This window comes from Nitrosomonas cryotolerans ATCC 49181, from assembly GCF_900143275.1.
Lineage (GTDB): Bacteria > Pseudomonadota > Gammaproteobacteria > Burkholderiales > Nitrosomonadaceae > Nitrosomonas > Nitrosomonas cryotolerans.
The window spans coordinates 2,069,520-2,086,236 of record NZ_FSRO01000001.1 but is presented as its reverse complement, the minus strand read 5'-3'; the positions used below and the strand labels follow the sequence as shown (position 1 = coordinate 2,086,236).

Sequence of the window (16,717 nt, the reverse complement as noted above, 5' to 3'; positions counted from 1 at the left end):
TAGAGAGAACAATAACATAATATAAGTCTATCGTTCCTCAGTATTACAAAGGAGAAATTGTGGCTTTTTTGCCATTTTATATACCTAGGCATAAGCGATTAAAAATCGTGATTATAGGCGGTGGTTACGCTGGTATTGCGGCATTTACCACTTTATTACATTATGCGCAGCATATTGATATTACTATTGTTGATCCAAAAGATCAGCATATTAAAATTACTCACCTGCACGAAACATTTCGATATCCATTGTCTGATGTTATGGTGCCATATACTGATTTGGTGGCCCGCTTTGGTTGCCGCTATATTCGTTCAAAACTCATTCTAAAAGAACATATATTTCAACAATGGCAGAATAATAAATGCATTTTCCTAGATGATGAAGTGTTGCCGTTTGATTATCTTTTGATTGCGTCTGGTTGTGAGAAACAAGAGCTTGGGCAATCAGAAAATATTCTGAACTTGCAGGATTTTATGGTTGCAGCGGGATCAGATTTATTAACCAGTCATATCGTTAAACATGATAAAAGCGAACTGTTCATCTCTGTAGTGGGCGGTGGAGCAACCGGGATACAGTTTTTATTTGAGATCAAACAATTTCTCCGTCGACATAAAATTACAAACAAGCTACGTTTGATTAATTCAGGTAGCCAAGTGTTGGAACAGTTTCCTAAAGGTTTTGATTCTTACGTACAGTCACGCATGCGTGACTTAAATATCGATTTTTATCCCAATACTTATTATTGTGAGCAGCAGGCTGATAAAATTCTATTGAAAGATAAACTGACCGAAAAACAATTCAACCTGCCATCTAGCTTGTCGCTTTTGTTCCTGGGTAAAAAGACCGAAAAATTATTTAACGCCAATGCCTTCGGCCAGGTTATCGTCGATGAAAAAACGTTACCGAACATTTTTATTGCAGGAGATTGCTCTTATTATCATTCTCTTGGATCGAATACACTAACAGCGCAATCTGCAGTTCGAAAAGGTAAATTAGCCGCGCGCAACATATTACATCATTCGAGTATACTTAAACTGCTTGAACCTTATATACATCGCGAACTAGGTTACGTTGTGAGTCTTGGATCTACAGATGCAGTAGGCTGGCTAGTTTCAGAAGGCAATGTAGTGACGGGTATTCCGGCATTGGCAATTAAGGAATTAGTAGAAGCACAGTACGATTTATTATTGATGGGGATAGATACTTACTTAGTATAGTAAAATTAATCTAGCAATATTTACGCAGGAGACTTGGTTATGCTTGGTTTATTCAAAGATACCCCTGTTGTTGGTAAAGCCAGTGTATTCATTCAAAATCCGAGCGATAAACTTTTTAATTTTATCGGCACTGATTTACTGCTTAATTATCCCAGGTGGTCACCAGAAGTACGTGAATTGGAAAAACTGACAGAGGGTCCAGTAAAACAAGGCACCTTATGCCGCCAGGTACGCATCGACCAGGGTAACCGTTCAGAATCGACCTTCAAGGTTCAGATTTTTGAAGCAGGTTCGCGTATATGTTTTGAAGGCATTTCTAATCCTTACCGATGTGATTATATAATCGAAGCGGTTAACCCAACAGATAGCCGCATTACGTTTGTTTTTGAATTACTCACTATTGAATTGCATATGCGGCCATTTGAGAAACTCATTCGAATTGCTGTTCAAGACGGAACTGAAAGAACAGTGAGAAACATCAAAAAATTGATCGAATCAGCAAGCTCTGAATCTGTTTAATCAGCTATACTGACTAATGTGTTATGTCGCTAGTGGGTTTTATTCGCTATTGATTGAATAATCTGGAGGAGAAAGAACCATGGACTTTATCGTTGAAAAAGATCCTGGATTGATTCCGCAAGTATTATCTAAAATACTGGATTCTTGTGTAAATGGCGTGACATTGGCTGATCCTGACCAAACAGACTTGCCACTCGTATACGTAAATAAAGCATTTGAAAATATAACGGGCTATTCGCAAGAAGAGACATTAGGTAAAAACTGCCGTTTTCTGCAGGGGACGGAACGCGAACAGGGAGAAATCGATCAATTACGAGAAGCTATTAAAAACAAAAAACCGGTAGAGGTAACGCTCAGAAATTATCGAAAGAATGGTGAGTTATTCTTTAATCACCTGGTAATGACACCCTTATTTGACTCTAACGGAAATGTGCTTTATTTCCTGGGGGTTCAGTATGACCAGACTCGGCAGATTCGAGCTGATGAAGAGATTAAAAAATTAAATAAACGCCTTGAAGCACTCAAGAATTAATTTACTAAATTGCCTCTTAAAACTTTTAAACAGGTTTGGCTATTGGTCAGTTAGTTTCGTCCTTGTTTTCACTATACCTTGTGAAAACTGCGTAATTTGCTGGCCAAAAAGCTGACTAGAAGGTATTATTCGGTTTATTGATCTTTGGGAGGCGTGGCCGAGCGGTTTAAGGCAGCAGTCTTGAAAACTGCCGTAGGGGTGACTCTACCGTGAGTTCGAATCTCACCGCCTCCGCCATGCCCCTATCCGCAACAGTCTGCAAAAGTTCATAGTCTCCAGTAAATAAATCATATATAAAAATGAAGTATGCCGACCTTTATGAAATGAAGGTAAGAGATGGAGAAATTATCCCATACAAGATCAAAACAGAAATTCTGGGGGTAATTGGTTAGTTCCTTTAAAGAAAATGGACTAATACGGGTTGAAGCAACAAAACGTTTGTCGCTACTCAAATACAAGCTGAATGTGACGACTGATTTCAGGTACCATTTGAGATTTTTGCAAAAGTCCTTGCCAGAAGCTTTATTCCATTGATTACAAAGGGTTAATTTTTCAACTATAGGGATTTCGCAAAGGTCTCCATTTATTTGATAGCACACATCACATGTTCGTTCTTGGCTTTCATCGTAGCTTAACATCAGCACTTTCGCAATGGCTTCATAAAGCGGGTCTTTCCGCAGGATCTTATCTGATGCCGCCTGCAATCTCCAATCCAGATGGCCACTTTGAGGATATGTCGCTCGTTAGTCTGCATGATCGACTACTCGCCATGCAAAATACTAACTGGCAATTTCACAATGAAGTCCCTTTTAATCCCGCAATTCGCCTGGATCTGTTTGAACGTTATATCACCCGGCGAGAACAAAATGCAGTCACATCCTGGAGTGCCAAAGATCCGCGATTATGCCTGTTTATACCCGCCTGGCAGCAGGTATTAGGCTCGCAAGGACGTTATCTGATTGTACTGCGTCACTGGAGCGCAAGCATCCAGTCACTATATCGCCGGCATGCACGTATATTAGCGGCAGGTTCTTCCGGTACTATCCATGTTGATTTCTGGCGCAATCCCGCGCTAGCTGCAAAAATGTGGCAAGCGTATAACTCTCGGATACTAGCGCTAGCCGAAGCGATTCCCGAACAAGTCATGATAATTTCCCAACAGGCACTGATGGCCGGGCTGAATGTACCTCACCAGGTCAATCAGCGGTTTACATTGGGATTGAATGAACAAACGCCATCGCCCATTAAACCTGACCTGGTTACTAATCGCGTCGACACAACGATACGCAGCCTTATACCGGCAGAAGACATGATTACGATGGAATCCCAATGGCAGTCACTACTGGCACTAGCTGAACATCGATCTGAATATGAGAAACCGGAGTGGCAAACTGGCCAAACTGATGGCGTCACTCAAGCACTAGTGGAAACACTGTTGCTACAGGTGAAAACGGTTTCGATACCATCAGATCCTATCATTTTACCTGAATTGGACGAAATTCCGATCACAGAATGGCTGTCACTCGCCACTCAATCGGACCCACTGACGATTGAACCCGAGCAGATTTTAAGAAAAATTGAGCGGGATGCGCCATTCGATATTACTGTATGGGAAACTTATGCCAGGCTCATGTTAAAGAATAATCAGATTCTGATAGCAGAGCGGGCGATTACTAGAATACTTCAACTCGGAAAATCCGCACCTTATTTGTTCATGTTGCTGGGAGTGTGTCGCGAAGCTGAATTTGATGATGCTGCAGCTGAATATTTTTATCGGTTAGCTGGCCAACGTAACCCGCAGAATGCTGTTTTTGACGTCAAGTTGGCTAACCTGCTGATGGCATTGGGGCGATACCAAGAAGCTGAGCATACATTGGGATCAGCCTTACTCAGAGTACAGAATCCACCAGAAATTCTGGCTCGAACTCTGGCAAACTGCTTTGACCAGCAAGGACGTACCCGTGCAGCAATCGAGTATTTAAAATGCTGGCCTCAGTCTTCAGAGTTACTTAAAACTCAACTGGGGGCATTGGAAATAAAAGCAGGGGATAATCAGGGTGCTATTCGCTATCAGATGCTAGTACGTCAGCGACTGAGTCAACCGAGAGCCATCATGCCAATATTAAGTACACTGGCTTCAATACCAGAGCCTGCATCTCGGGCGGATCTGGCTGCTCGTTTAACAAGCGAATGGTTGACCTTGTTCTCAGCAGATGAATTGCGTCAGCTTTGGCAACAGAGTTTCAAATAAAGACGAGTAGAGACCTTTGCAAAACTTCAATAGTTGAAGAACTAACCCTTTACAATCAATAGTCTAGAATTTTTGGTAAGGACTTTTGCAAAGGTCTCCAACAGTCTAAACGAAGATATCGATGATCTCGCTTAATGCGACAGGACCAAGACGGTCGCGATTTCATCGTCAAGCTCGCCCGTCTTCGCCCTCGCTATCCAGATCAGCGCGTGGATCGAGACCCATTGCAATCGGCGCCGCGTCTGGGAGCGGCACGTATTTTTCCCGCTTATCTACAGGCAACGATGGCTCCTGCAAGATGCGAACAAGGACAAATACAGCGTAGAGTAAAGCCACGGCCGATTCGAACATAAGGAAGCTGGGTGGACCGTAGATCGACATGAGCGCCGAGGCGAGCAGTGGGCCGAACGTCGCGCTAATGGAATAGATCATCAGCAAACGCCCTGACGCCGCGACGTAGTATCTACGCTCCAGGCGGTCGAAGGTCTCCGCGACACAGAGCGGATAGATGCTGCTCATTGCACCTCCGAACCCCAGTGTCATAATCAGCAAGGCAAAAAACGGCAATCCGGAGGCGATGACACCCGCCAGCAACCCCCAAGTGATGCCGACGACCAGCAAGGTAACGGAGATGACGATACGCCGGTCATACCGATCCGCCAGCACGCCCATGGGGAGCTGGAAGACCAGACCACCGAGCACCACGACACTCATGAATAAGGCGGCTTCGGACACGCTCAGTCCGATCCTGCTCGCAAAAACGGCACCCAGAGCATAGAAGGAACCAACCATCAAACCCGCAACTCCGGCGCCGACCATACCAACAGGAGAAGCCGAATAAAGATCCTTGACGTTCAGTACCTGGCTCTCGCTGAGATTGGGCTCACCCAGCTTCGTCATTGCGACCGGGACTAGCGAAAGCACGATCAGCGATGCGGACAACATGAAGAGATCGGGCGCGCCGACATCAGTGAGGTTAACTAGGGTTTGGCCAAACGCCATTGCAAGATAGAAAGTCAACATGTAAAAGCCGAGGATACGCCCACGCGTTTTATTACTGCTTTTAGTGTTCAGCCAACTTTCGATTGTGGCCGTCAAACCGGCAACGCAGAAGCCGTTGACAATCCGCAGGAACACCCATACAGCCGGATGGGAAATGGTTGCATAAGCCAGTGTAGTTGCAGCCGCCAGCGCCGCGAAAACAGCGAACGCACGGATATGTCCGATGCGAAGGATCACGCGTTTTCCGCGTAGCCCCCCAAATGCTAGGCCCAGGTAGTAGGCTGCCATGATGGCCCCAGTCAACGCCACAGGATAGCCTGCCGCTTCCATGCGAAGTGGCAGGACAATACCGAGCAGACTGTTGCCTGCCACGAAGGCAGCAGTGCCGCCCAAAAGGGGTCTCACCGAGGCAAGAACCTCGCGTACGTTTCGCGTCATTGTCAGGATGGTAACTCATTGGTTTTTAGTATTGATGAAAGCCTCACTGGTAAACTGCACACCCTGATCACTATTCATGATTTTCAGACAGCCATGATCCTAGATGGCAGCTTCCAAAGCCTGGACACAGAAGTCAACGTCCAGTGTGTTGGATAAGTGCCAGCTCAGTACTTTACACGAATGCCAGTCCATAATGGCAACAAGATAGCCAAAACCTTTTTCCATCGGCACGTAAGTGATATCAGTCAACCAAACTTGGTTGAGACGACTAATGGCCTTGCCTTTGAGCAGATAAGAATGCTTCTTGTGCTGCTTGGTCGGAATACTAGTTTTGGGCTTTGGTGCTGTGCTAATAATGCCCAGCATCTTGATTATTGAAGTTGCTTTCTTGCGGCCTATCATCATCCCCTGGCGCCTGAACCACGTGGCATAACTGCGTGAACCATACTATGATGTTTTTAAATACAGCTCATCCATTTGACGCAACAAAATTAACTTACTCTCATCTGTGAGCTGTGGCTGATAATAATACGACGAACGTGTAACACGAAGTCAAATGGCATTAGCGAGATTGACTTAGTTCCTCGTGGTGCACGATCATTGTTTTACGTTCAACAACACTTAATGATCGAGTTTTCTGGCTCAAAAATCGCGTTCTACCGTCAATTGCTCAATCACACGATGTAAATCGTCGGCACTATGGCCACTCTTATTATTGGCGTCACTATTCTTGCCAAACAAATCACTGGCCTTTTCAATCAAATCACGTTTCCAGCTATTAATCTACGTGGGATGGATATGATAACGAGCGGCTAGTTGTGGTACCGTTTCTTCTCCACGTATTGCTGCCAAGGCTATTTTGGCTTCGAATTCTGTTGAATATTACGTGCGTTTCTTGCTCATGATGATGTCTCTCTATTTATCTCATATCAGAGCTTAACAACTTGTCCAGTTTTGCTGGTGCCACTTCAATAAAAAGGGGATTAGCTATTAACTAATCCCCTTTCTCATTTCGTTTGGTAGGCCGTGCGAGATTCGAACTCGCGACCAACGGATTAAAAGTCCGCTGCTCTACCAGCTGAGCTAACGACCCGAAGCGCAGTATTATACCGATTCAAGACACGATATAAAAGCCTTGTCTGATTTAAAAATAGTAATTTAGTATAAAACACTCACTTTTAAATTATTAAAAACCCATATTAATCATTTAAATTAAAATGTTATAAATAATAAAAAATATTACCAATAACGCTATTTATCAGGGTTTATAACTAATATAAAGGAATGATGCTGCGAAATAAGGCCTCTGTGAGAGATATATTTTATCACAATTAAGTAGATAAAAAAGATACCTCATTATTGATTTTCTATTTGTTAAGCTATCCTCACGATCGAGATAATCCATGCTTAGTACTTAAACAAGCAAATTATCGATGATGAATAGTTCTTCTCTTGACGAAGAAAGCCTGTCTGTCTACCATGATCGTGGGGAGCAGGCTAATTTTCAAACTACTTTATGTGCATTCTATTAACCATTTTTGAAGCCTTATTTTTATATATTCCAGCTAAAAAAGACATTATTAGATAGTGTTGCGCCACTATTATTATCCGGTGCATTAATTTTTCAGATAGCGCTTGTCAATGCCGGGGGCGATCATCACGAGCATCATAAAAATAAAAATTATGCCCAATTTAACAAAAATAATGACTTACTTCGCCCAAGAAACTATCGGGAATCGGTTTTTGTCGATACACCGGCAACTTCTAATGATATGAATGATGGAAAACCTGCATTTCCTGAATTTCACACTGTTTATATTGATCCAGCAAGCTGGAAATACTGGAAGAAACGGGAAAATTTCGGGGTGGTACAATGATTTTTAAGGAATTAGTTAGTGTTGATACAAAAGAATCAGCCAGCGGAAATCGATATTTCCAAGGTGGATACAACGACCTGGCTGCAACAGTAAGGAACACCGAACGATTTGCAGAGAAACCCGGTAATTGGGCTTATCTTGGTTTTTAATCCTATGAGTCACGCAACGCATCTGCACAACCTGATGAGGCTTGCTCAGCCTGTCACAAAGCTAACGCCGCCCAGGACATGGTTTTCACGCAGCATTATCCGATACTACCGCAGCTTGCCTATAAACTTCCTTACAAAAGTTGCACTTCAAAGTTGAATCCGCCCTATGAATAATGAACAGTTAATTATACAAATCAGAGAAAACTGCTTGTCATAGTGAGGTTATTCCAAAAACCCTCGCTAGAGGTTTTTTATTATTGATTATAAAGGGTTAATTTTTCAACTACTGGGGTTTTGCAAAGGTCTCATAGTAAGTATCGCGCTTCATAGAAAACGGGCATTTGTACAAGCGTGCCATGTTACCTGATCTAATTACCTATTTTGTCTAACGAATTCTTATGATATGACCCATATCTGTTCACACTGGTATTTTGAAAATACCCCTCATTTATCTAATAAATCGTATAAAAATCGGAGCTATCAGAGCAATGGAATCAAATAATGAAATTAAAAAAATCTTAGCCCCAGAATTACAGACATCGGCTTGGCTCAATACACCTCAACCGTTGACACTCGCTTCACTTCGCGGAAAAGTGGTTGTTATGCATGCATTCCAGATGCTTTGCCCTGGTTGTGTACAATCTGGTATCCCACAGACACAACGAGTATATGATGAATTTGATCCTGCACAAGTTGCAGTAATTGGAATACATACCGTTTTCGAACATCACGCTGTTATGGGCCGAGACGCATTAGAAGTATTTGCTTACGAATATCGATTACGCTTTCCAATTGCAATTGATAAGCCTGACGACCAGCAAGCTATACCCCATACGATGCGCTTATATCGCATGCAAGGTACACCGACACTTATTTTAATTGATAAAACAGGGCATCTCCGGCTACATAAATTTGGCCATGTCAGTGATCTTATACTGGGTGTATCAATCGGAACATTACTTGCTGAGGAAATGGAAGCAACTGAAACGGCGTCATCGACAGCGCAAGAAGACACAACCAAGGTCGTTCATAAGGATTGTGATGAGAATGGCTGCCATATTTGATTGATGACAGGGGTTACGTTACGTTATAGTTAGTAGAAGTAGATTCAACAGATTACTTAGAAATTGTTTTTCCAGTTACGTAATTCAGTAAATACGCTAACTGGATCAGACAATGTTCTTCCAGCATGAATACTCGTATTATTGATAACGTCTTTCTGATTGCAACGTAAAAATGGATTAGTTGCTTTCTCCATGGCTAAAGTTGTTGGTAGCGTGGGCATATCTTGGTTGCGTAGCGCTTCGGTTGCACCCTCAAGTTTCAATAACGCTGTATTTTCAGGCTCAACAATTCTAGCAAAACGTATATTATCCGATGTATATTCATGAGCGCAATAGACCAATGTTTTATCAGGCAAACAAATCAGCTTTTGTAGTGATGCATACATTTGCTCCGCTGTACCTTCAAAAATTCGTCCGCATCCACAAGCAAACAACGTATCACCACAAAATAGTAAATTTGTTTTATCCGAGGCATAATAAGCAATATGCCCTGCTGTATGACCGGGAACGCCGAGTACTCTAAGACTGAGTGACAGTTCGTCCAGATAAATTGTATCGCCTTCCCAGACCGGGTGAGTAAGATTTGGAATCAGCTCATTTTTCGGGCCATAGACAGGCACCGAAAATTTACTTAAAAGTATAGTGTTACCACCGACATGGTCATGATGATGATGCGTATTTAATATAGCAATCATCTGTAAATTATTATATTGCAAATAATCAAGCACTGGCACGGCATCACCGGGATCGACTATAGCAGCGTAGTATTGATTATGTATGACCCAGATATAATTATCTTTAAAGGCTCTAACAGGATAAATAGTTAACATAATATTCCTTGATAATTAGTTTATTAATTAAACTTTTAAACTCCGGAAACTTCTAATTATTAAAAGTGGTGGTTTGTATTTTATTTCTAATTCAAATTAATTGTAATTGCTTTATTTTCTAATACCAGTACATCAGCTATGTCTGCACAAAATGCACAGCAATGGTTCGAAACTTCACTTGGCAAATATTTATTAGCTCATGAACAAAGCTATTTTGATCAGGCGGTAGCCAATATATTTGGCTATAATGCGATACAAATCGGATTACCTCAATTCAACTTCCTACGCTCAAATCGTATGCCCTTACAATTCTCGGCAGGAACTGATTGCGGTGCGTCTTTACGCGCTGCCGCTGATTTCATGCCCATTGAAAGTGGCAGCATGGATCTGGTTATTATGCCACATGTTCTTGAATTTAATGAAAATCCACATCAAATTCTGCGCGAAGTGCATCGAATATTAATTCCAGAAGGGCATGTCGTAATTTCCGGGTTTAATCCATTGAGCCTCTGGGGTGCAAATCGCTATTTTAAACCCGCAAGAAGTGATTTTCCTTGGTGCGGGAATTTTATTGCACTATCAAGACTTAAGGATTGGCTAAAATTGCTTGATTTCGAGATGACAGGCGGACGATTATGTTGCTATACCCCCCCATTCAAGCGAGAAAAATGGCGGGCGTATTTTAATTTTATGGAGGCAGCAGGGGATCGCTGGTGGCCAATATCTGGAGGGGTTTATTTTTTACAGGCTACAAAGCATATGCACGGAATGCATATTATTAAACCTGGATGGAAAAATGCACTGGCTGGAAAAAAAAGAATCGCATCAGCTGCACAAAGATTCAATGACAATAGCATTGAAAAAAAGCTGCACATAAATGGGTATAATCAAATTAACTCAGATAAGCAATGAAATTACAACATGCTAAAGTAGTAGAGATATTTACGGATGGCGCCTGCAAGAACAATCCTGGTATAGGTGGTTGGGGCGCATTATTAAAATATGCCGATTATGAGCAGGAAATTTTTGGTGGTGAGATGCTGACAACTAATAACAGGATGGAGCTGCTTGCAGCAATTCGTGCATTAGAAGCATTGAAATACCCATGCAGGGTGCAATTACATACTGACTCTCAATATGTACAAAAGGGCATTAGTGAGTGGATTAATTCCTGGAAAGAACGAGGGTGGCGTACAGCTAATAGAAAACCAGTTAAAAATGAGGATCTATGGAGGCAATTAGATCATTTAACACAGCAGCATGAAATCGAGTGGTTCTGGGTACGCGGCCACAATGGTCATGCGGGTAATGAACGCGCTGATCAACTGGCTAATCGTGGAGTAGAAGCATTACTACAAACAACGAATCACAGTATTGGTGAATTTGGATGATCTCTCTAGTGCATTCATATCATTCCAATGAATCCGACTCGGTTTCTTGTGACGCTATTATCCGCACGTTTCAAGCTGCATTATGAAACACTCAAATTAGAAATTTAGCTTATGCGTCAAGTATTCTTAGATACAGAAACAACAGGATTGGAACCCAAGCTTGGGCATCGTATTGTTGAAATCGCTGCTGTAGAAATGTGCAATCGGCAATTAACCGGCCGCCAACTTCATTACTATCTTAACCCTGAACGCGAGAGTGAGGCAGGTGCATTACAAATACACGGATTAACTCGCGAATTTCTTCAGGATAAACAGAAATTCTATGAGATTGCTACTGAATTCCTCGATTTTATTAATGATGCTGAATTGATTATACACAATGCACCTTTTGATATTGGTTTCCTTAATCATGAACTGGGATTAGCAAAATTACAAACAATAAATAAATATTCTCCACAGATTACTGACACCCTGAAGTTAGCCAAGGAACTACATCCAGGTAAACGTAATAATCTGGATGCACTGTGCGAACGCTATCAAATTGATAACTCTAGGCGCACATTGCACGGAGCATTACTCGATGCGGAGTTGTTAGCCGAAGTTTATCTTGCTATGACACGAGGGCAAGAAAGTTTACTCATTGAATTAGAAACTTCCGGTCCAGTATTTAATTCAACAGTAAACATGGATAATCTTGAATTAATCGTACTGACAGCGAGCCTTGATGAATTGGCACTACATACACAACAACTCGAAAATATAGAGCGCGAAAGTAATGGCAAATGTTTATGGAAAAATCTAATGTCGTAATTAGTAATTTTCATTAATGAAAATGAGTGGGCCTTCATGCTAAAAAATTTTGGAGCAATAATTAGCCAACAATCTATTACTGAACAAAAATTTAAGAAAAGAAAATAAATGGTTTCATTTCTTTCACTCAACATGATCCCACAGGGATATCAAGTTACGAGTGAATGGCGTGTATAAATAATAAATATAAGAATAGTTAGCGTTACAAGCCATCCCAGAATATATATGAGCATTACATATCGGGCTTTCTTTTTTTCTAACCAAGTACGAGGCCGAATCTTTTTAATAAAAAAAACGATAATAGTGGCCAAATTAATACACACTACATTAATGATCAGTAATAGGCCCGCACTAATAAAAAGATCAGGATTGTTATGCCCTAACATAAATCCCAATGTTGCGGCAGGTGGGAGTAAGGCCACCGCGACCATCACACCAACCAATACACTCGATAGCCCGGTCGTCAAAGAGAGTGCTGCTGCAGCACCTGATGCAAGCGCCAGAGCAATTGATTCAAATCCTGCTTCAGTTTGTGACATAAGCAGATAATTTGTTATATTTGAAGGCCAAATGATACCAAAGCCAGCGGAAAGCGCGATAACCAATAGAATTCCTGCAAAAAGTGTCCTCGCTGATTTCCATGCCAAAGAGATATCTGCTAAAGCTATTCCCAAACTCAGGGCAAGGTTCGGTCCAAGCAATGGTGCAATTACCATTGCACCGATTACGACAGCGATATTATTCTCAATGAGACCAATAGTAGCGACTATCGTTGAAAGTATAATTAACACAACAAAATTAAAATCAAATCGGGCACTTTTTGCAATTTCTTCATATAATGCTTCTCGTGCGGCAGTCGCTGAATCCTCTTGACTGCGCTCTTCTTCAGCCAGTTTAGGCAATGAGGTCTCAATAGGTAGAATCAATATCCGCGCAGTTGGTTGTGCACCCAAAACATTCTGTAAAGCATCCAGAGTTATTTGGAGCTTGTCGTCAGCCACTATCAGGCGCATCTGTTGCATACCATCTTCGCCAACAATTCCAAGACGAAAATCCTGCGCTTTAACTTTTTCCGCAATGGCCAAAACAGTAGCAGAACTTCCAGTATTGGCGACCACCTCGATATATTTCATGAGACCTTTGCAAAACCCCAATAGTTGAAAAACTAACCCTTTATAATCAATAGTAAAAAATCTCTAGCAAGGGCTTTTGCAAAAGTCTCTTCATATTTATTACTTATGATGTTCATCATCTCTATGGTGGCCAGGTAAATGATTTGAGGTAGGCTGTTGCACCGTTGTCCGAATTTGATAAGATGAATGGCACGCTACGCACTTACGCATAGAGTCACTTAACTGTCGCAGCGTATGCTTGGAATCTTTTAAGGATTCTGCATCACTGGCCATCTGATCAAAATCCTGATGAATAGACATACCCAGTTTCATAAACTCTTTGGGTAATATTTCTTTAAGATGGCCCTCCGCTTTATGAGTCATATTCATACCAAGAGGACGAGCGTGCTGAACCACTGCTGCCATATCATTTTCAGAAAGTGCAGCAAGAATATTCTGAGTTCCTGATAATAAGGCTCGCATTTCTTTACGAATATGATCTCGCTGCAGTTCAGTCATGACAAGTGACTGACGTTGATCAAGATCTTCAGCAAATACAGTGGCTGCAATCCATCCAAAAAAAAATAGAAATGCTTTATTCACATTAGCTCCAGTGAGATAATTTAAGATTCATACGCAAAAGTATCAATCGTAATAATAGCCTGCCTTGGCAGCCAAGTAAGATTAAATTACTATGCTTTATAAACCCATGTTCAAAGATATACGATACACAAGCAATGACATCAAGAGCGACTGCATGGCAGTGCAGAATAAGTCCCTACCCGCAATAATTATGATCACTATATTATCTATTCCATATCTGGAATCGAAATATCACACATCAACCTTCCATACGGTATTCCAACTGATTTGTTACAACAAAAATGCGATGACTCAGATAAAGAAGGTTCATTTCGTTTATGGCAGCGAAAACAGTCTCTCCACTTTATCGAAGCCTAGCGCTAAATAACGCGGAATTAGCACATTTATCTGAATAAATTGGCATAATGACTACCAATGTTTTTTTGCTTGATTCCATTTATATAATGCAGCAGCAAATAAATTATAAATTAGTCTTCCAATATGCTTAATAACCGGTAATCTCAATATGTTAGCTTTCCAGTTCTCGCTTGGCGAGTTTCCCCAGATTGCTATAAATGCATCGAGCCCAACATATAAATTGCCATTATCATCTATAACATGTAGACGTTCCCTCACAAATTTGAGGTCAGCATTAATTTCATTTACTAGAGCGTTATCAGAGTCAATATCCTTCCATTCAATCTCACATTTCTCCATTCTATTTTTCTGTTTCTCTATGCCGGCATTACACACCGGACATGCGGAGTTGTAATAAACTTTGATTTTACAATTATTTTTCATGGTTTTCTCATTACGGTATCACGACAATCTGACATCATACGTACCATAATATTATGCTATAAAATGAGATTCATTTTGTTGTAGTGTGATTCTATTAACTCTACTTAGTAGAATAGTCATTTTTGGAATAGCAATCAACCATCTGATGTTAATATAATATTTCTTTCCCTGAGTACTCGTTCCGGCTGGAGAGAATAAAATAATGTCATGCTTTCTGCTCGAACAATTGGAAAACCTGAGTAATGAGACCGTGCTGTACAGCAAAAACAATCCTACCAGGTTTTTGTGGCGTGAAAGAACATCCAAGAGAGTTGCCACGTTGCAATAGAAAGCGGTTATATTTTCTTAAATAGATTGCGGATTATTCGTTGGCAGATCGCGGTTATGACGGCAATGTAATTATTGAACAGGCAAGGAGGCAGGGTATGGAAATCGTAATCCCTTCAGAGAAGAATCGCACTGCACAGAGGTTTTACGACAAGGAGCGCTATAATTTACGGCATCTGGTTGAAAATGCCTTCCTCCATCTCAAGAGATGGCGCGGTATCGCCACAGGATGCGTCAAAAATACCGCCTCATTTCTCGCCGCTGTGTAAATCAGATGTATCGATCTTTGGGCAAGTATCCCATGACGACATCATCTAGTCTATGCAAAGACTTAAGATAAATTGGAAAAATCAGCTCAATATGAAATTCAGATAGAATGTCCTTCCTAGAGCACATAGCGTGCCAAATCTTCACTCTGAGATAGATCCTTCAAACGGCTATCTACATAGGCCGCATCAATGACAACGGTTTCATTACTGTACTTGGATGCATTAAATGAAATTTCTTCCAATAATTTCTCCATCACAGTATGTAAGCGTCTTGCGCCGATATTCTCAGTTTTACTATTAACCGAGAAAGCAATTTCTGCCAGACGTTTAATTGCGTCAACAGAAAACTCTAATCGAATATCTTCCGTTCTCATTAATGCTTCATATTGACGCGTCAGGCAGGCATCTGTATTAGTTAATATTTGCTCGAAATCATTTACACTGAGGCTAGACAGTTCAACTCGAATAGGAAAACGACCTTGTAGCTCCGGAATCAGATCGGAAGGTTTCGTAAGGTGAAATGCACCACTGGCAACAAATAAAATATGATCCGTTTTAATCATGCCGTATTTAGTGGAAACAGTTGTTCCTTCGACCAAAGGCAATAAATCACGTTGCACACCCTGGCGCGACACATCGCTTCCTGAAGTTCCGGAGCGACTGATAATCTTGTCTATTTCATCTAGGAACACAATACCATTCTGTTCGACGTTCTGTACTGCATTTAATTTCAGTTCTTCGTCGTTTACCAGCTTAGAAGCTTCTTCTTCAATGAGCAATTTCCTCGCTTCACGAATAGGTAGTTTTCGTGATTTCTTCTTGTCTCCAGTCATATTCTGGAACATACCCTGGATCTGGGAAGTAAGATCTTCCATTCCCGGGGGAGCAAAAATCTCCATATTAGCGCGCGGAGCGGCAACCTCAATCTCAATTTCTTTGTCATCAAGTTCGCCTTCACGTAGCTTTTTACGGAATTTTTGTCGTGTGCTATTATCCCGTTCTTCAACCAGCTTTGATGAATCCGAATCCCTTGCGGGTGGCAATAGCGCATCAAGAATACGATCTTCTGCACGATCTTCTGCATGAGGCTGCTTTTTCCTGGTTTCTTTATCACGCGATTGCTTAATAGCCGTTTCCATCAAATCACGAATAATCGAGTCGACATCACGTCCAACATAACCGACTTCGGTAAATTTTGTAGCTTCCACTTTAATAAACGGTGCATCAGCAAGTTTTGCCAAACGACGCGCAATTTCAGTCTTACCAACACCGGTTGGGCCAATCATCAGAATATTTTTGGGTGTAATTTCATGTCGCAGTGGTTCAGGAATTTGCTGTCTACGCCAACGATTTCTAAGTGCAATGGCTACAGCACATTTGGCAGTATTCTGCCCAATAATATGTTTATCCAGTTCGTGAACAATTTCCTGTGGGGTCATTTGAGACATAATTAAGATATCTTGAAATTTAAGTAGTTGACAGATGTAAAGGAAGGTATTATTTAAAACCAAAGCCTTATGCAAATTTGGATTTCTCTAAAATGAGA

At 41.4% G+C, this 16,717-nt stretch carries 17 protein-coding genes, 2 tRNA genes and 1 pseudogene; 12 read left to right on the top strand and 8 right to left on the bottom strand.

The annotated features are described in order from the left end of the window. Nucleotides 1-59: 59 nt before the first annotated feature. The 5 genes from BUQ89_RS09370 to BUQ89_RS09350 all read left to right on the top strand — a co-directional run bounded on the left by BUQ89_RS09370 (nucleotide 60) and on the right by BUQ89_RS09350 (nucleotide 4,519). A complete protein-coding gene (locus BUQ89_RS09370; protein WP_028460498.1) occupies nucleotides 60-1,217 on the top strand; it encodes an NAD(P)/FAD-dependent oxidoreductase in 1,158 nt (385 codons plus the stop codon). Nucleotides 1,218-1,256: 39 nt separating this feature from the next. Continuing rightward, on the top strand, nucleotides 1,257-1,736 hold the full coding sequence (locus tag BUQ89_RS09365) for an SRPBCC family protein (RefSeq protein WP_028460499.1): 480 nt from the start codon (nucleotides 1,257-1,259) through the stop codon (nucleotides 1,734-1,736). 79 nt (nucleotides 1,737-1,815) lie between these two features. Continuing rightward, entirely contained in the window at nucleotides 1,816-2,268 is a 453-nt protein-coding gene (locus BUQ89_RS09360; protein WP_028460500.1) for a PAS domain-containing protein, read from the top strand. Between the two features lie 147 nt (nucleotides 2,269-2,415). Beyond that, nucleotides 2,416-2,505: transfer RNA gene (locus BUQ89_RS09355), tRNA-Ser, on the top strand. Nucleotides 2,506-2,959: 454 nt separating this feature from the next. Continuing rightward, nucleotides 2,960-4,519, top strand: coding sequence for a tetratricopeptide repeat protein (locus BUQ89_RS09350; protein ID WP_028460502.1), 1,560 nt, complete (start codon nucleotides 2,960-2,962; stop codon nucleotides 4,517-4,519). 168 nt (nucleotides 4,520-4,687) lie between these two features. Here BUQ89_RS09350 and BUQ89_RS09345 read toward each other — a convergent pair whose 3' ends face one another. From BUQ89_RS09345 to BUQ89_RS09330, 3 genes are all read right to left on the bottom strand, one after another. Continuing rightward, the gene (locus BUQ89_RS09345; RefSeq protein WP_051537456.1) at nucleotides 4,688-5,959 is read right to left on the bottom strand and encodes an MFS transporter; all 1,272 of its coding nucleotides are present in this window, start codon (nucleotides 5,957-5,959) and stop codon (nucleotides 4,688-4,690) included. A 99-nt stretch (nucleotides 5,960-6,058) separates the two neighbouring features. Next, on the bottom strand, nucleotides 6,059-6,364 hold the full coding sequence (locus BUQ89_RS09340; RefSeq protein ID WP_074202587.1) for a DDE-type integrase/transposase/recombinase: 306 nt from the start codon (nucleotides 6,362-6,364) through the stop codon (nucleotides 6,059-6,061). A gap of 612 nt (nucleotides 6,365-6,976) precedes the next feature. Continuing rightward, nucleotides 6,977-7,052: transfer RNA gene (locus BUQ89_RS09330), tRNA-Lys, on the bottom strand. Between the two features lie 445 nt (nucleotides 7,053-7,497). Here BUQ89_RS09330 and BUQ89_RS14250 point away from each other — a divergent pair. The 3 genes from BUQ89_RS14250 (at nucleotide 7,498) to BUQ89_RS09315 (ending at nucleotide 9,049) form a co-directional block, all read left to right on the top strand. Beyond that, on the top strand, nucleotides 7,498-7,836 hold the full coding sequence (locus BUQ89_RS14250) for a hypothetical protein (protein ID WP_074202586.1): 339 nt from the start codon (nucleotides 7,498-7,500) through the stop codon (nucleotides 7,834-7,836). Continuing rightward, nucleotides 7,833-7,985, top strand: a complete 153-nt coding sequence (locus tag BUQ89_RS14245; RefSeq protein WP_245812967.1) for a hypothetical protein — start codon at nucleotides 7,833-7,835, stop codon at nucleotides 7,983-7,985. The genes BUQ89_RS14250 and BUQ89_RS14245 overlap by 4 nt, the downstream gene beginning before the upstream one ends. Before the next feature lie 488 nt (nucleotides 7,986-8,473). Further along, nucleotides 8,474-9,049: a redoxin domain-containing protein gene (locus tag BUQ89_RS09315; RefSeq protein WP_028460503.1), complete on the top strand. Its 576-nt coding sequence runs from the start codon at nucleotides 8,474-8,476 to the stop codon at nucleotides 9,047-9,049. A gap of 56 nt (nucleotides 9,050-9,105) precedes the next feature. Here BUQ89_RS09315 and gloB read toward each other — a convergent pair whose 3' ends face one another. Then, entirely contained in the window at nucleotides 9,106-9,879 is a 774-nt protein-coding gene (gene gloB / locus BUQ89_RS09310) for a hydroxyacylglutathione hydrolase (RefSeq protein ID WP_028460504.1), read from the bottom strand. Between the two features lie 138 nt (nucleotides 9,880-10,017). On the opposite strand from gloB, the gene BUQ89_RS09305 reads away from it, so the two are divergent. From BUQ89_RS09305 to dnaQ, 3 genes are all read left to right on the top strand, one after another. After that, the gene (locus BUQ89_RS09305) at nucleotides 10,018-10,791 is read left to right on the top strand and encodes a class I SAM-dependent methyltransferase (protein WP_036572272.1); all 774 of its coding nucleotides are present in this window, start codon (nucleotides 10,018-10,020) and stop codon (nucleotides 10,789-10,791) included. After that, on the top strand, nucleotides 10,788-11,270 hold the full coding sequence (rnhA, locus tag BUQ89_RS09300) for a ribonuclease HI (RefSeq protein ID WP_028460505.1): 483 nt from the start codon (nucleotides 10,788-10,790) through the stop codon (nucleotides 11,268-11,270). Before BUQ89_RS09305 ends, rnhA begins: the two co-directional genes overlap by 4 nt. Nucleotides 11,271-11,381: 111 nt before the next feature. Further along, nucleotides 11,382-12,080, top strand: a complete 699-nt coding sequence (dnaQ, locus tag BUQ89_RS09295; RefSeq protein ID WP_028460506.1) for a DNA polymerase III subunit epsilon — start codon at nucleotides 11,382-11,384, stop codon at nucleotides 12,078-12,080. Between the two features lie 149 nt (nucleotides 12,081-12,229). Here dnaQ and BUQ89_RS09290 read toward each other — a convergent pair whose 3' ends face one another. The 3 genes from BUQ89_RS09290 to BUQ89_RS09280 form a co-directional block, all read right to left on the bottom strand. Then, nucleotides 12,230-13,213, bottom strand: coding sequence for a TIGR00341 family protein (locus BUQ89_RS09290; RefSeq protein WP_028460507.1), 984 nt, complete (start codon nucleotides 13,211-13,213; stop codon nucleotides 12,230-12,232). A 99-nt stretch (nucleotides 13,214-13,312) separates the two neighbouring features. Further along, nucleotides 13,313-13,795 (bottom strand): hypothetical protein, encoded by a 483-nt coding sequence (locus BUQ89_RS09285; RefSeq protein ID WP_028460508.1) that lies wholly within the window; start codon nucleotides 13,793-13,795, stop codon nucleotides 13,313-13,315. 408 nt (nucleotides 13,796-14,203) lie between these two features. After that, nucleotides 14,204-14,575 (bottom strand): thiol-disulfide oxidoreductase DCC family protein, encoded by a 372-nt coding sequence (locus BUQ89_RS09280; protein WP_028460510.1) that lies wholly within the window; start codon nucleotides 14,573-14,575, stop codon nucleotides 14,204-14,206. A gap of 356 nt (nucleotides 14,576-14,931) precedes the next feature. Between BUQ89_RS09280 and BUQ89_RS09275 the strand changes: the two are divergent. After that, nucleotides 14,932-15,171, top strand: a pseudogene (locus BUQ89_RS09275) (transposase); the annotation flags it as partial. A gap of 116 nt (nucleotides 15,172-15,287) precedes the next feature. Here the strand turns inward: BUQ89_RS09275 and hslU are convergent. Beyond that, on the bottom strand, nucleotides 15,288-16,619 hold the full coding sequence (gene hslU / locus BUQ89_RS09270) for an ATP-dependent protease ATPase subunit HslU (RefSeq protein WP_028460511.1): 1,332 nt from the start codon (nucleotides 16,617-16,619) through the stop codon (nucleotides 15,288-15,290). Nucleotides 16,620-16,717 lie beyond the last annotated feature (98 nt).

Coding starts and splice junctions, on each gene's coding strand:
- BUQ89_RS09365 (WP_028460499.1), top strand. CDS start 1,257: ATGCTTGGTTTATTCAAAGATACCCCTGTTGTTGGTAAAGCCAGTGTA.
- BUQ89_RS09360 (WP_028460500.1), top strand. CDS start 1,816: ATGGACTTTATCGTTGAAAAAGATCCTGGATTGATTCCGCAAGTATTA.
- BUQ89_RS09350 (WP_028460502.1), top strand. CDS start 2,960: ATGCCGCCTGCAATCTCCAATCCAGATGGCCACTTTGAGGATATGTCG.
- BUQ89_RS09345 (WP_051537456.1), bottom strand. CDS start 5,959: ATGACGCGAAACGTACGCGAGGTTCTTGCCTCGGTGAGACCCCTTTTG.
- BUQ89_RS09340 (WP_074202587.1), bottom strand. CDS start 6,364: ATGATGATAGGCCGCAAGAAAGCAACTTCAATAATCAAGATGCTGGGC.
- BUQ89_RS14245 (WP_245812967.1), top strand. CDS start 7,833: ATGATTTTTAAGGAATTAGTTAGTGTTGATACAAAAGAATCAGCCAGC.
- BUQ89_RS09315 (WP_028460503.1), top strand. CDS start 8,474: ATGGAATCAAATAATGAAATTAAAAAAATCTTAGCCCCAGAATTACAG.
- gloB (WP_028460504.1), bottom strand. CDS start 9,879: ATGTTAACTATTTATCCTGTTAGAGCCTTTAAAGATAATTATATCTGG.
- BUQ89_RS09305 (WP_036572272.1), top strand. CDS start 10,018: ATGTCTGCACAAAATGCACAGCAATGGTTCGAAACTTCACTTGGCAAA.
- rnhA (WP_028460505.1), top strand. CDS start 10,788: ATGAAATTACAACATGCTAAAGTAGTAGAGATATTTACGGATGGCGCC.
- dnaQ (WP_028460506.1), top strand. CDS start 11,382: ATGCGTCAAGTATTCTTAGATACAGAAACAACAGGATTGGAACCCAAG.
- BUQ89_RS09290 (WP_028460507.1), bottom strand. CDS start 13,213: ATGAAATATATCGAGGTGGTCGCCAATACTGGAAGTTCTGCTACTGTT.
- BUQ89_RS09280 (WP_028460510.1), bottom strand. CDS start 14,575: ATGAAAAATAATTGTAAAATCAAAGTTTATTACAACTCCGCATGTCCG.
- hslU (WP_028460511.1), bottom strand. CDS start 16,619: ATGTCTCAAATGACCCCACAGGAAATTGTTCACGAACTGGATAAACAT.